Origin of the sequence: Streptococcus sp. 1621, from assembly GCF_013276615.1 — a bacterium.
In the GTDB taxonomy this organism is placed as follows: Bacteria; Bacillota; Bacilli; order Lactobacillales; family Streptococcaceae; genus Streptococcus.
On the sequence record NZ_VMLJ01000013.1, the window covers coordinates 90808 to 105726 of the forward strand.

Consider the following 14919-nt stretch of genomic DNA (forward strand, 5'->3'; position numbering starts at 1 on the left):
TTTTCTATTCTTATAAATAATTTTCTGCTACGGCGGCATCTCCTGGATAGGCTTCTTTCTTGCCTTGGACGATTTGGTAGCAATCTGCTCCCTTACCAGCAATAATGACAGCATCTAATTCTTGATTTGTGATAGCCATAGCTGCCTTGATGGCTTCTTGGCGATCCGCAATTTTTTCAACAGGATGATTGATGTAGCTACTGATTTCATCTGCAATGACCATTGGGTCTTCATAGTTGGGGTCATCAGCAGTCAGAAAGACTTGAATTTCAGGATGTTGATTGAGGAGGAGGCCAAAGTCCTTACGACGGCTTTCTCCCTTGTTTCCTGTCGAACCTAAGACCAGAGCAATTTTTCCAGTTTGATGAGTTTCAACCACATTGATGAGTTTTTTCAGACTATCCCCATTGTGGGCGTAGTCGATGAAGACCTTGGCTCCATTTTTCTGAGTCAGGACTTCCATGCGACCAGGAACGCGGGTTGCAGCGATTCCTTTTTTGATGTCCTCAAGACTAGCTCCGAGACGGAGGCAAGCAAGCCCAGCAGCAACTGCATTTTCTTGGTTGAAGTGTCCAATGAGTTGAATATCATAATCACTAGCGAGTTTACCCGTAGCTGAAAAGCTAAAGGCTTTGGAATTCTCGATTTGATTATTTGATTGGCTACCATAGAAATCATGGTCTTGATCTGCCACTTGTTCTTTTAGTACAGAAAAGTGGTCCATGTCACTGTTAATGATGACTGCTCGGCTATTTTCCATCAAGAGACGCTTGTGGTAGAAGTAGTCTTCAAAGTTAGGGTGTTCAATCGGGCCGATATGGTCGGGGCTGATATTGAGGAAAACTCCCACATCAAAGGTTAGGCCATAGACACGTTTGACCAGATAGGCTTGACTGGAGACTTCCATGATGAGGTGGGTACGGTCATTTTGCACAGCTTGATGCATCATGTCAAATAGATCAATACTCTCGGGGGTTGTCAACGCTGACTTGAAGAAAGTCTTGCCATCAAGAGTTGTATTCATGGTCGACAACATAGCAGGTCGATGCCCTTGAGATAAGATGTTATAAGCGAAATAGGCTGCTGTTGTCTTACCCTTGGTTCCAGTAAAGGCGAGGAGTTTGAGTTTTTCCTGTGGATTTCCATAAAATTCCATAGCAATCAGACTCATGGCTTTCTTAATGTCGTTCACAATGATGACAGGGATACCGACTTCGTAGTCCTTTTCAGCTACATACCAAGCTAAGCCTTGTGTTATAGCAGAAAGAAGGTATTCTTTTTTAAAGGCAGCGCCTTTTGCAAAAAAAAGAGTGTCTTCTTTTACTTTTCGGCTGTCATAGCAGATGGTGTCAAAGACGACATGGCTGTAGTTGTAGTGGTAATGACCTTGGTCAATAATTTCGCGAAAAAGGCCATCTTTCTTTAAAATATCTAATACGGTTTCAATCTTAATCATACTTTCTATTGTAAACCGAAAGTCGCAAATTTACAAGTGACAAGGAAAAGTTTATAATGGAAGATAAGGAGTTTTTCCTAGTTATCAAAATTGAATGAGGAATCTATGTCGCACGAAAACAATCACCAGCAGGCCCAGATGTTACGGGGGACTGCTTGGCTAACGGCTAGTAACTTTATCAGTCGCCTGCTTGGGGCTATTTACATTATACCTTGGTATATCTGGATGGGGTCTTATGCGGCTACGGCCAATGGTCTCTTCACCATGGGCTATAATATCTATGCTTGGTTCTTGCTGGTTTCAACAGCAGGGATTCCAGTTGCGGTAGCCAAGCAAGTTGCCAAGTATAATACCATGCGAGAAGAGGAGCATAGCTTTGCCCTGATTCGGAGCTTTTTAGGCTTTATGACAGGACTAGGCCTGGTTTTTGCTTTAGTCTTGTATCTCTTTGCTCCTTGGCTAGCAGACTTGTCTGGCGTGGGCAAAGACTTGATCCCAATCATGCAAAGCTTGGCTTGGGGAGTCTTGATTTTCCCGTCTATGAGTGTTATCCGAGGATTTTTCCAAGGGATGAATAATCTCAAACCTTATGCCATGAGCCAAATTGCTGAGCAGGTCATTCGTGTTATCTGGATGCTCCTAGCAACCTTTATCATTATGAAACTTGGTTCAGGAGATTACCTAGTAGCGGTTACCCAATCCACCTTTGCTGCCTTTGTCGGCATGGTAGCTAGTTTTGCAGTTTTGATTTATTTCCTTGCTCAAGAAGGCTTACTCAAAAGAGTCCTTGAAACAGGGGATAAGATTAACAGCAAGCATCTTTTGATCGATACCATTAAGGAAGCCATTCCTTTTATCTTGACAGGGTCTGCCATCCAGCTCTTCCAGATTTTGGACCAGCTGACCTTTATCAATAGTATGAGCTGGTTTACCAACTACAGCAACGAGGACTTGGTTGTCATGTTTTCTTATTTCTCAGCCAATCCTAATAAAATCACGATGATTTTGATTTCTGTTGGAGTTTCAATTGGGGGTGTCGGTTTGCCACTTTTGACTGAAAACTATGTCAAGGGGGACTTGAAAGCAGCTTCTCGTCTCGTTCAGGATAGTCTCACCTTACTCTTTATGTTCCTGCTACCAGCAACGGTTGGAGTGGTCATGGTAGGGGGACCTCTTTATACGGTCTTCTATGGTAAGCCAGATAGTTTGGCTCTGGGCTTATTTGTCTTTGCAGTTTTGCAGTCTATTATTTTAGGCTTGTACATGGTCTTGTCTCCAATGCTTCAGGCCATGTTCCGCAACCGCAAGGCCGTTCTCTATTTTATCTATGGTTCTATTGCCAAGCTAGTCTTGCAACTACCTACCATCGCTCTCTTCCACAGTTACGGACCTTTGATTTCCACAACCATTGCTCTCATCATTCCTAATGTCTTGATGTATCGGGATATTTGTAAGGTAACGGGTGTCAAGCGCAAGGTGATTTTGAAGCGAACCATTTTAATCAGTTTGCTGACCCTAGTCATGTTTCTGTTAATAGGAACCATCCAGTGGCTGTTAGGATTTTTCTTCCAACCGAGTGGACGTTTGTGGAGCTTCCTTTATGTAGCTCTTGTCGGTGCCATGGGTGGAGGAGTATACGGAGTCATGAGTCTCCGTACTCGTTTATTGGATAAGGTGATTGGAAAAGCCCAAGCAGATCGCCTGCGAGCAAAATTTAATCTTTCGTAAGATAGCATTTATAAATAAAAGGAATAAGTTGAACAATCTTTTAGGAGAACTTGAAACTTATTCCTTTTTTAGCGTCAAAATAGCTAAAATTATCTTTTGAAAGTAGAAGATGAGGTCTTTTTCGATTTTTTTGGAAAAAATCATTGACTAAACAAACTAAATGTTGTATAATAAAACAAATATTTAAATCAGGAGGTTCTGGAGATGAAAAAGTCTAAGGCCAAGTATGCAGCACTTGCAGGTGTCGTGTTAAGTGCAGGTATTTTGTTAAGTGCCTGTGGAAATTCTAGCACAGCATCAAAAACATATAACTATGTTTACGTAAGTGACCCATCAAGTTTGAATTATCTAGCAGAAAACCGTGCAACGACCAATGATATCGTGGTCAATTTGGTAGATGGGCTCATGGAAAATGACCAGTATGGAAACTATATTCCATCTTTGGCAGAGGATTGGAGTGTTTCTAAGGACGGTTTGACCTATACCTACAAACTGCGTAAAGATGCTAAGTGGTATACTGCAGATGGAGAAGAATATGCTCCTGTAACTGCCCAAGATTTTGTCACTGGTTTGAAATATGCGGCTGATAAAAAATCAGAAGCCTTGTACTTAGTACAAGAATCCGTTGCTGGTTTAGATGACTATATCACTGGTAAAACAAGCGACTTTTCAACTGTCGGAGTTAAGGCTCTTGATGATCAAACCGTTCAATATACCTTGACACGACCAGAATCTTATTGGAACTCAAAAACAACCTCAACGATTCTCTTTCCAGTCAATGCAGATTTCTTGAAATCAAAAGGGGATGATTTCGGGAAGGTAGATCCATCTAGCATTTTGTACAATGGACCTTTCTTGATGAAATCCTTTGTTTCAAAATCGGTCATCGAATTCAAGAAAAATCCTAACTACTGGGATGCTAAAAATGTCTTTGTAGATGATGTGAAATTGGCTTATTATGATGGTAGTGACCAAGATGCACTGGCTCGTAACTTTGTGGAGGGTGCCTATAGCTATGCTCGTCTCTATCCAAATAGTTCAAGTTTTGAAGGGATTAAAGAGAAGAATAAGGATAATATCATCTATAGCTTGCAAGATGCCACTTCTTACTTCTTAAACTTTAACTTGGATAGAAAATCTTATAAATTCACTTCTAAGACAAGTGATGCTGAAAAGAAATCGACTCAAGAAGCAGTTCTTAACAAAAACTTCCGTCAAGCCATTAACTTTGCCTATGATCGTACAGCTTACGGGGCTCAATCTCAAGGAGAAGAGGGGGCAACTAAGATTTTGCGTAACTTGGTTGTTCCTCCAAATTTCGTAAGTATCAAGGGAAAAGACTTTGGTGAAGTAGTAGCCTCTAAGATGGTCAATTATGGTAAGGAATGGCAAGGAATCAACTTTGCAGATGCCCAGGATCCATACTACAATCCAGAAAAAGCTAAAGCTAAATTTGCTGAAGCTAAGAAAGAACTCCAAGCCAAAGGAGTTCAATTCCCTATACACTTAGATAAAACTATAGATTTGGCTAATAAGGCTGAAATTCAAGGAATCAATTCCATGAAGCAATCAATTGAGTCTGTCTTAGGTGCAGAAAATGTTGTGATTGATGTCCACCTACTTTCTACAGAGGACTATGATAGTTCAGGTTATCTAGCTCAAACTGCAGCTCAGAAAGATTATGATCTTTACAACGGTGGTTGGAGTGCAGACTATCAAGACCCTTCAACCTATCTTGATGTCTTTAATGTTAATTCTGGTGGTTTGATGCAAAATCTAGGTATAGAGCCAGGTGAAGCCAATGACAAGGCCAAGGCTGTTGGATTGGATGTCTACACTCAAATGTTGGAAGAAGCCAATAAGGAGCAAGATCCAGCTAAACGTTATGAAAAATATGCAGATGCCCAAGCTTGGTTAGTAGATAGCTCTCTAGCAATTCCAAATGTTTCACTAGGCGGAACACCAACATTGAGAAAAATTGTTCCTTTCTCAACACCATATTCATTGGCTGGTAATAAAGGGGTCGAATCCTATAAATACCTCAAATTACAAGATAAGACAGTTACAAAAGACGAATATGAAAAAGCTAAAGAAAAATGGTTGAAAGAAAAAGAAGAATCTAATAAAAAAGCTCAAGAAGAGTTGGCAAAACATGTCAAATAAGAATTTTTCAAGAAAAACGATGGTTTCGAAGGAAACTGTCGTTTTTTAATAGAATGATGGTAAATTTGGAAGAAAAATCTCACATTTTTTTCTTTGTTTCTTGAATTTATGTTATAATGAATATAACAAAAACGTGAGAAACTATTTTCGAAAGTCTCTTCCAGTGTTAACTGAAGTATGCATATGCTAGGGTAATGTTATAGGAGGGATGCCATCTGCTGGAAAAGTAAGATAAAATGCAACAAATGATAAGTTCTTCTTTAAGTGAAGAATTCTTAACTGTCTATTTAGTGATTTTTATGGAGGTAACATCATGGGCGCTATTATGGAGTTTGCAACAGAAAAACAGATTGAATCATTTCTCTCAACTTGCCACATTGAAGGGCAAAAGAATTTTCTGATGGCTTTCAAGAAAAAGACATGGTTCAAATCCTTTATTGATTTTTTCATAATAGGTGGTTCCTACTATGTTCAGTCGAGTGTGAAGCCTAAGATTCTGGCCTTCACAACCAAGGGGATTTACTTGATGGACATCAGTGATGTAACAGAAAATCGTTCTAATCACGTCGTAGAGATGCCTTGGAATCAAGTCAAAGATTTTACTTATAAGTCAGTCTTGAATACAGTTAGGCTGAACTGGAACTATCAAAATGAAGACTATATTTTTTCTGTGGATGTCGGTCAGGTTAGTCGGCATATGGGACAGTATCAATTTAACAAAGACCATTATGACTATTTATCCCAACAGGATTTCTTTCAGTCTAAGTAAGCCCTAGCAATCATTTTCACAAAAGAATCTGGAGTGTTTTCTGGATTCTTTTTAGCTTTACTCGATAAGTCTATAGTTTGAAACTATAACTAGCTCTTGAAAAGAAGAAAATGAGTTGGTGAAAATAAGTGGTACAATAGTTACTATAGATTTGGAGGAATTGTATGAGCAAGGAATTACACATTAACACAATTTTGGCCCAGGCGGGTATTAAGTCAGATGAAGCGACAGGTGCATTGGTGACACCGCTTCATTTTTCAACGACCTATCAGCATCCAGAGTTTGGTCAATCTACTGGATTTGACTATACGCGCACCAAAAACCCAACTCGCAGTAAGGCAGAAGAAGTCTTGGCAGCTATTGAGTCCGCAGACTATGCCCTAGCTACTAGCTCAGGAATGTCAGCAATTGTATTGGCCTTTAGTGTCTTCCCAGTAGGAAGTAAGGTCTTGGCTGTCCGTGACCTTTACGGTGGTTCTTTCCGCTGGTTCAATCAAGTGGAGCAGGAAGGCCGTTTCCATTTTACCTATGCCAATACAGAAGAAGAGTTGATTGCCGAGTTAGAAAAGGACGTGGATGTTCTCTATATCGAAACGCCAACCAATCCCTTGATGTTGGAATTTGATATCGAAAAACTAGCAAAATTGGCTCATGCTAAGGGTGCCAAAGTGGTGGTGGACAATACCTTCTACAGCCCTATCTACCAACGTCCGGTTGAAGATGGAGCAGATATCGTTCTTCATTCAGCAACCAAGTATCTAGCAGGCCACAATGATGTCTTGGCTGGAGTGGTTGTGACCAATAGTTTAGAACTATACGAGAAGCTTTTCTACAATCTCAATACGACAGGGGCAGTCTTGTCACCATTTGACAGCTATCAATTGATTCGTGGTCTCAAGACCTTGTCTCTTCGTATGGAGCGCTCAACAGCTAATGCCCAAGAAGTGGTTGCCTTTTTGAAGGATTCTCCAGCAGTTAAGGAAGTTCTCTATACTGGTCGTGGGGGCATGATTTCCTTTAAAGTAGCCGATGAAACGCGCATTCCACATATTTTGAACAGTCTCAAGGTCTTCTCTTTTGCGGAAAGTTTGGGTGGGGTAGAAAGTCTCATTACTTATCCAACGACTCAAACCCATGCTGATATTCCAGCAGAAGTGCGCCATTCCTATGGTTTGACAGATGACCTCTTGCGTTTGTCGATTGGGATTGAGGATGCTAGAGATTTGATTGCAGATTTGCACCAAGCCTTGGAAGGATAAGACAAAGATGGGAAAATATGATTTTACAAGCCTGCCCAACCGTTTAGGGCACCATACCTATAAATGGAAAGAAACAGAAACGGATAGTGAAGTTCTACCAGCTTGGATAGCGGATATGGACTTTGTAGTCTTGCCTGAAATCCGCCAAGCCGTGCAGACTTATGCGGATCAACTGGTTTATGGCTATACCTATGCCAGTGATGAGTTAATTAAGGAAGTTCAAAAGTGGGAAGCCACACAACACGGTTACCACTTTGACAAAGAGGCTCTTGTCTTTATCGAGGGTGTGGTACCAGCTATCTCAACAGCTATTCAAGCCTTTACAAAAGAAGGCGAGGCAGTTCTGATTAACACACCTGTCTACCCACCTTTTGCTCGCAGTGTCAAGTTGAATAATCGTAGATTGATTACCAATTCTTTGGTGGAAAAGGATGGTCTGTTTGAGATTGACTTTGACCAACTTGAAAAGGATTTGGTGGAAGAGGATGTCAAACTTTATATTCTCTGCAATCCTCACAATCCTGGTGGACGTGTTTGGGAAAAAGAAGTGTTGGAGAAGATTGGTCAACTCTGTCAAAAATATGGTGTTTTCTTGGTTTCAGATGAGATTCACCAAGATTTGGCCCTCTTTGGTCACAAACACCAGTCTTTCAATACTGTCAACCCTGACTTTAAAGAATTTGCGATTGTCTTGAGCAGTGCTACTAAAACCTTTAATATTGCTGGGACAAAAAATTCCTATGCAGTTATTGAAAATCCTAAGTTGAGACTGGCTTTCCAGAAACGCCAGTTGACCAATAATCAGCATGAAATTTCAGGCTTGGGCTATTTGGCGACAGAAGCTGCTTATCGCTATGGGAAGGGTTGGCTAGAGGAACTCAAGCAAGTCTTTGAAGACCACATCAATTACGTGGTGGATTTATTTGGAAAAGAGACTAAAATCAAGGTTATGAAACCGCAAGGAACCTACTTGATTTGGCTTGATTTTTCAGCCTATGACCTGACTGATGAAGCATTGCAAGAGCTGTTGAGAAATGAAGCTAAGGTTATCCTCAATCGTGGTTTGGATTTTGGGGAGGAAGGAAGTCTCCATGCCCGTCTCAATGTAGCCATGCCTAAATCTCTGCTGCAAGAAGTTTGTCAGCGAATTGTGACGACTTTTGCCAAACGTTAAAAATCCAGCCTTCTAGGAGAAAAGTCTTCCTAGAAGGCTATTTTCATAGGGGAAAATATGGTATAATAAAAAGATAAGGTAAAGGTGAAAATATGGCTAAATTGATTCCGGGGAAAGTCCGTATCGAAGGCGTTGCCCTTTATGAAACTGGTAAGGTTGACATCATCAAGGAAAAGAACAATCGGCTCTATGCTCGCGTGGCAGAAGAAGAACTGCGCTATAGTTTAGAGGATGATTTGGTTTTTTGTGCCTGCGATTTTTTCCAAAAGAGGGGCTACTGTGTCCACTTGGCAGCGCTGGAGCATTTTCTGAAAAATGATGATCGTGGTCAGGAAATCTTGCAGAGTCTGGAAGAAGGTCATGAAGAAAAAGAGGCCGTTGAAACCAAGGTGACCTTGGGTGGCAAATTTTTGGATCGAATCTTGTCTCCAAAATCAGACCGAGCCTATGAATTATCGGCTGTGGGGCAGGTGGAAGCAGGAACCAATCATATCTTGTGGACTCTGAGAATCGGCCAAATCAATAGCCAAAAATACTATGTCATTCGAGATATTCCACTCTTTTTAAGGATTGTCGAGCAGAGAAAGTCTTATATGATTGGCAAAACTTATGAGGAATCCTTGTCTTGGGAAGCCTTTGATGAGGCTAGTCAAGAACTTCTGACTTTCTTGCGCGGACTAATGGAGGAAGGACAGGCTCCAGACCTCTTTTTCCAAAACCAAGGTCGGCACCTCTTTTTCCCTCTGACTTTTTTTGAGCAGGGTGTGAATTTACTGATGACCTTGCCGCATTTTCAATTTGACCATCAAGTGGATAGTTACCAGACTCTGCTTTTTCAGGATATGCATGCTGATGCCAATCTATTTGCCTTTACAGTAACAGAATACTCGGATTATTTTGAAATGGAAATCAGAGAGAGTCCAAGAGTTAATGCCTTTTATCAGGGAGCTGTGCTGTTCCATAAAGGACGGGTTTATTTTCTAACAGACCAGCAGATGCAACTTCTAAAGGAAATTAAAGCGCTGCCTGTGGATCAACATGGGAAAAAACACCTGCAATTTGATAGCAGTGACCGAGATAAGTTAGCTTCCTGTCTAACGTTCTTTAGCCAGATGGGGACGGTTTCAGCTCCAGAACGGTTACAAATCAAAACTTTTGCGCCCTCTTTTTACTTTGACAGGGAAGAAGATAATCGGATTCGTTTAGAGATTCAGTTTGATTATGGGGATAGGCAGGTATCAAGCCGACAAGAGCTAGAAGAATTGCCATTTTCGAGTGACGCTGACTTAGAAGAAAGAGTTTTCCAAGCCTGTTTGGTAGCTGGCTTTGAAGCAGATTTTCAATCTTGGCGTCAGGCCTTAAAAGCCGAGTCTGTCTATCATTTTTTCCACGAAATCATTCCAGTCTTTGAAAAACTCGGGAATGTTGATTTATCAGACAAGTTAGAAGAACTCTATAACCTAGCAAGCCCTCAAGTACAGATTGCTTCCAAGGGAGGTCTCTTGGAAATCCAGTTTGATTTTCAAGATATTGCCCAAGAGGAAATTGACCAAGCCATGCAGGCCTTGGTTGCTAATCAAGATTTTTACATTGATTCGTCTAATCAAGTCTACTTTTTCGATGAAGAAACCAAGAAAATTCGCCAAAATCTACAGGAGCTGGGGCAGTTTGAACTAAAAGATGGCTCCTTGCAGGCTCGAAAATCTTTGGCTTATAGTTTAGCTCATCTCTTTGAAGGACGAGACCGTGTTTCTTTTTCACAGGAATTCCAGAATTTGGCCCATGATTTGACGCATCCAGAGGACTTCCCTCGACAAGCAACTCAGGTTCAGGCTGATTTGCGTGATTATCAGGAAAAGGGAATCGGCTGGCTGCAAATGCTCCATCATTATGGTTTTGGTGGGATTTTGGCTGATGATATGGGATTGGGGAAAACCCTTCAGACCATTGCTTTTTTGACCAGTCAAGTGACAAAAGAAAGTCGGGTTTTGATTCTCGCTCCATCTGGTTTGATTTACAACTGGGCAGATGAATTTCAGAAATTTGCCCCACAGTTGGATGTAGCTGTTGTTCATGGCTTGAAAGCTAGTCGTGAAGAGATTCTTGCTGAAAGCCATCAAATCTATGTGACGAGCTATGCTACCTTCCGTCAGGACAGTGAGCTTTATCAGGGGATGGCCTTTGATTTCCTTTTCTTAGATGAAGCTCAGGTTATGAAAAATGCCCAGACTAAGATTGCCCAGACCTTGAGACAATTTGTGGTGCCGTCAGTTTTTGCCTTGTCAGGGACTCCGATTGAAAACCATCTAGGTGAGCTGTGGTCTATTTTCCAAATCGTCATGCCAGGACTCTTGCCAAGCAAGAAAGAATTTATGAAATTGCCAGCAGAGCGAGTGGCTCAGTTTATCAAGCCTTTCGTGATGCGACGCAAGAAAGAAGAAGTGCTGACTGAATTACCAGACTTGATTGAAGTGGTTTATAAGAATGAACTTGAAGACCAGCAAAAGGCTATCTATCTAGCCCAGTTGCAACAGATGAGAGATAGATTGGCTCAAGTGTCAGATCAGGAATTTCAGCGAAGTCGGGTGGAAATCTTGTCTGGTCTGATGCGCTTGCGTCAAATTTGTGACACTCCTGCCCTCTTTATGGGAGATTATCAGGGAGCCAGTGGCAAACTGGATAGTCTTCGAGACCTGCTGGTACAGGTGGCAGACGGTGGACACCGTGTCTTGATTTTCTCACAGTTCAAGGGAATGTTGGAGAAAATTGAACAAGAATTGCCAGACTTGGGCTTGACTTCCTTTAAAATTACGGGTTCAACCCCAGCCAAGGAAAGACAAGACATGACCAAAGCCTTTAACCAAGGGGAAAGAGATGCCTTTCTGATTTCCCTCAAGGCTGGTGGTGTCGGTCTGAATCTGACAGGTGCTGATACGGTTATCTTGGTTGACCTTTGGTGGAATCCTGCGGTGGAAGCGCAAGCTATTGGCCGTGCCCATCGGATGGGTCAGGAAGAAACGGTTGAGGTCTATCGCTTGGTAACCAAGGGAACCATTGAAGAAAAAATTCAGGAACTCCAAGAACAAAAGAAACATCTGGTGTCACAAGTATTGGATGGCACAGAGTCACGTGGCAGTCTGACCCTAGCAGAAATTAGAGAAATTTTGGGAATTTCTGAAGCCAGCACTTGAAAAATCAAGACAATACGCTATAATGAAGTGTTGAAAGGAAATAGAAAATGAAACAAGAACGATTTCCATTGGTGTCAGATGACGAGGTCATGCTGACTGAAATGCCAGTCATGAACTTGTACGATGAGTCTGATCTGATCAGTAATATCAAAGGTGAGTATCGGGATAAAAATTATTTAGAATGGGCTCCTATTACTGAAGAGGCACCAGTAAAAACGATTGAAAAGCAAGTAGAGAAACCTAAAAAGGCTCCTTTAGGGGTTAAAAAAGAAGGAAAGAGCTATGCAGAGGTGGCGCGTGAAGAAGCGCGTGCAGACTTGAAAAAGAAACGCTCTGCTAACTATCTAACTCAGGATTTCAGCCGTGCGAGACGTCATTCTAAATCAGGCCTTCTTAGACAGGGTAACCAACCGACAGCTCCTTTCCAAAAGGAAAACCCTGGTGAATTTGTCAAATATAGCCAAAAATTGACCCAGTCTCATTATATCTTGGCGGAAGAAGTTCATTCTATCCCTACCAAGAATGAAGAAGTGGTAGCACCTGCTCCAAAGAAAAACAACTATGATTTTCTAAAGAAGAGCCAAATCTACAATAAAAAAAGTAAACAAACAGAACAAGAACGTCGGGTTGCCCAAGAGTTGAATCTGACCAGAATTACAGAATAGGGGAGAAAACATGCCAAAGACATATCATTTTATCGGAATTAAGGGATCAGGGATGAGTGCCTTGGCCTTGATGTTGCACCAAATGGGGCACAAGGTTCAAGGATCAGATGTTGAAAAGTACTACTTTACTCAACGTGGTCTTGAGCAGGCAGGCATCACCATTCTTCCTTTTGATGAAAAGAATCTAGACGGTGATATGGAAATTATCGCTGGAAATGCCTTTCGTCCAGATAACAACGTCGAAATTGCCTATGCAGACCAAAATGGTATCAGCTACAAACGTTATCATGAATTTCTAGGTAGCTTTATGCGTGACTTTGTCAGCATGGGAGTAGCTGGAGCGCACGGAAAAACTTCAACGACAGGTATGTTGTCTCACGTCTTGTCTCACATCACAGACACCAGCTTTTTGATTGGAGATGGAACAGGTCGTGGTTCGGCCAATGCCAAATATTTTGTCTTTGAATCTGACGAATATGAGCGTCACTTCATGCCTTACCACCCAGAATACTCTATTATCACCAACATTGACTTTGACCATCCAGACTATTTCACAAGTCTCGAGGATGTTTTCAATGCCTTTAACGACTATGCCAAACAAATTACCAAGGGTCTTTTTGTCTATGGTGAAGATGCTGAATTGCGTAAGATTACGTCTGATGCACCAATTTATTATTATGGTTTTGAAGCAGAAGGTAATGACTTTGTAGCTAGTGATCTTCTTCGTTCAACAACTGGTTCAACCTTCACAGTTCATTTCCGTGGACAAGACTTGGGGCAATTCCACATTCCAACCTTTGGTCGTCACAATATCATGAATGCGACAGCCGTTATTGGTCTTCTTTACACAGCAGGATTTGATTTGAACTTGGTGCGTGAGCACTTGAAAACATTTGCCGGTGTTAAGCGTCGTTTCACTGAGAAAATTGTCAATGACACAGTGATTATCGATGACTTTGCCCACCATCCAACAGAAATTATTGCGACCTTGGATGCGGCTCGTCAGAAATACCCAAGCAAGGAAATTGTAGCGGTCTTCCAACCGCATACCTTTACAAGAACCATTGCCTTGTTAGATGACTTTGCTCATGCTTTAAACCAAGCAGATGCTGTTTACCTAGCGCAAATCTATGGATCTGCGCGTGAAGTAGACCATGGTGATGTTAAGGTAGAAGACCTAGCCAATAAAATCAATAAGAAACACCAAGTGATCACTGTTGAAAATGTTTCTCCCCTCCTAGATCACGACAATGCTGTCTATGTCTTTATGGGAGCAGGAGATATCCAAACCTATGAATACTCATTTGAGCGTCTCTTGTCAAACTTGACAAGCAATGTTCAGTAGGATATTCTTATGGAAATTCCAATTAAGATTATTCAGGCAAGCAAGTCTGATTTGGCTGAGATAGAGGCACTTCAGGCCTCGTCTTTTCCAGCTGAAAAGCAGCAACCTTCCCATATTTTAGAAGAAAGTATCCGTAAGTGTGCGGATACCTTTCTTCTAGCTAGGGATGAAAACCAACTTTTAGGCTATATTCTATCAAGTCCCCAGTCAGACAATCCGCAATGTCTAAAAATACATTCTTTGGTCATCGAGGCTGACCATCAGAGACAGGGCTTGGGAACACTTCTTCTTGCAGCCTTGAAAGAGATGGCAGTTGAGCTGGATTACAAAGGGATTCGTTTGGAGAATCCTGATGAGCTGCTTTCCTATTTTGAAATGAACGGTTTTATTGATGAAGAAACTTCGCTTTATGTAGCTAGTCAAGGTTTTAGTATGATTTGGTTTAATCCCTTTTATCTGGAGGCACAATGGAAATTAGGAAAGCAAGATTAGAAGATTTAGATCGTATCGTTGAGATTGAACTAGAAAATTTCTCGGTTGAAGAAGCCATTCCTCATTCTGTTTTTGAATCGCATTTGCGAGAAATTCAGACCTCGTTTCTGGTTGCAGAAAAAGAGGGGAGAATCATGGGTTATATTGAAGGGCCAGTTGGTCCCCATCGTTATCTGCAAGATCAGTCTTTTACAGAAGAAATAAAAGACTATAGTCATGAGCCTGGTGGTTATATCTCTGTGACCTGTCTCTCTATTGCCAAGGAGGCACAGGGACTAGGACTGGGTCAAAAATTGCTAACAGCCTTGAAAGAAGTTGCTCTTGAGGATAAGAGAGAAGGCATTAACCTAACCTGTCATGACTATCTCATCGCCTACTATGAAAAACACGGATTTGTCAATGAAGGCCTGTCCCAGTCAACCTTTGCAGGTGAAACTTGGTATGATATGGTCTGGGAAGCTAATACTCTTCGAAAATCAAATTCAAACCACGTCAGCGTCGCCTTACCGTATATATGTGACTGACTTCGTCAGTCTTATCTACAACCTCAAAACAGTGTTTTGAGCAACCTGCGGCTAGTTTGCTCTTTGATTTTCATTGAATATAAAAAATAAGCTAGGAAAAGTATCATAGGTTGCTTTTCTTGGACTTTTAAGATATAATATTATGGATTGTCA

At 41.4% G+C, this 14919-nt stretch carries 11 protein-coding genes; 10 read left to right on the top strand and 1 reads right to left on the bottom strand.

Features of this window, described 5'->3' with window-relative positions; genetic code table 11:
* Positions 1–10 precede the first annotated feature (10 nt).
* Complete coding sequence (locus HT697_RS03590; RefSeq protein WP_173262141.1) at positions 11–1456, bottom strand: UDP-N-acetylmuramoyl-L-alanyl-D-glutamate--L-lysine ligase; 1446 nt, start codon at positions 1454–1456, stop codon at positions 11–13.
* A gap of 105 nt (positions 1457–1561) precedes the next feature.
* Between HT697_RS03590 and HT697_RS03595 the strand changes: the two genes are divergently transcribed.
* The 10 genes from HT697_RS03595 (at position 1562) to HT697_RS03640 (ending at position 14766) form a co-directional block, all read left to right on the top strand.
* The gene (locus HT697_RS03595) at positions 1562–3184 is read left to right on the top strand and encodes a polysaccharide biosynthesis protein (protein WP_173262143.1); all 1623 of its coding nucleotides are present in this window, start codon (positions 1562–1564) and stop codon (positions 3182–3184) included.
* 204 nt (positions 3185–3388) lie between these two features.
* Positions 3389–5347, top strand: coding sequence for a peptide ABC transporter substrate-binding protein (locus HT697_RS03600; protein WP_173262146.1), 1959 nt, complete (start codon positions 3389–3391; stop codon positions 5345–5347).
* Between the two features lie 313 nt (positions 5348–5660).
* A complete protein-coding gene (locus HT697_RS03605; protein WP_173262149.1) occupies positions 5661–6116 on the top strand; it encodes a hypothetical protein in 456 nt (151 codons plus the stop codon).
* Between the two features lie 164 nt (positions 6117–6280).
* Positions 6281–7375, top strand: a complete 1095-nt coding sequence (locus HT697_RS03610) for a cystathionine gamma-synthase (RefSeq protein WP_173262151.1) — start codon at positions 6281–6283, stop codon at positions 7373–7375.
* A gap of 7 nt (positions 7376–7382) precedes the next feature.
* Complete coding sequence (locus HT697_RS03615; protein WP_173262153.1) at positions 7383–8549, top strand: MalY/PatB family protein; 1167 nt, start codon at positions 7383–7385, stop codon at positions 8547–8549.
* Between the two features lie 92 nt (positions 8550–8641).
* Complete coding sequence (locus HT697_RS03620) at positions 8642–11740, top strand: DEAD/DEAH box helicase (protein WP_173262155.1); 3099 nt, start codon at positions 8642–8644, stop codon at positions 11738–11740.
* Positions 11741–11787: 47 nt separating this feature from the next.
* Positions 11788–12405 (top strand): cystathionine gamma-synthase, encoded by a 618-nt coding sequence (locus HT697_RS03625; protein WP_173262157.1) that lies wholly within the window; start codon positions 11788–11790, stop codon positions 12403–12405.
* A 10-nt stretch (positions 12406–12415) separates the two neighbouring features.
* Positions 12416–13750: a UDP-N-acetylmuramate--L-alanine ligase gene (gene murC / locus HT697_RS03630; protein WP_173262159.1), complete on the top strand. Its 1335-nt coding sequence runs from the start codon at positions 12416–12418 to the stop codon at positions 13748–13750.
* Between the two features lie 9 nt (positions 13751–13759).
* The gene (locus HT697_RS03635) at positions 13760–14242 is read left to right on the top strand and encodes a GNAT family N-acetyltransferase (protein WP_173262161.1); all 483 of its coding nucleotides are present in this window, start codon (positions 13760–13762) and stop codon (positions 14240–14242) included.
* Positions 14218–14766, top strand: a complete 549-nt coding sequence (locus tag HT697_RS03640) for an N-acetyltransferase (RefSeq protein ID WP_240149832.1) — start codon at positions 14218–14220, stop codon at positions 14764–14766. Before HT697_RS03635 ends, HT697_RS03640 begins: the two co-directional genes overlap by 25 nt.
* Positions 14767–14919: the final 153 nt, after the last annotated feature.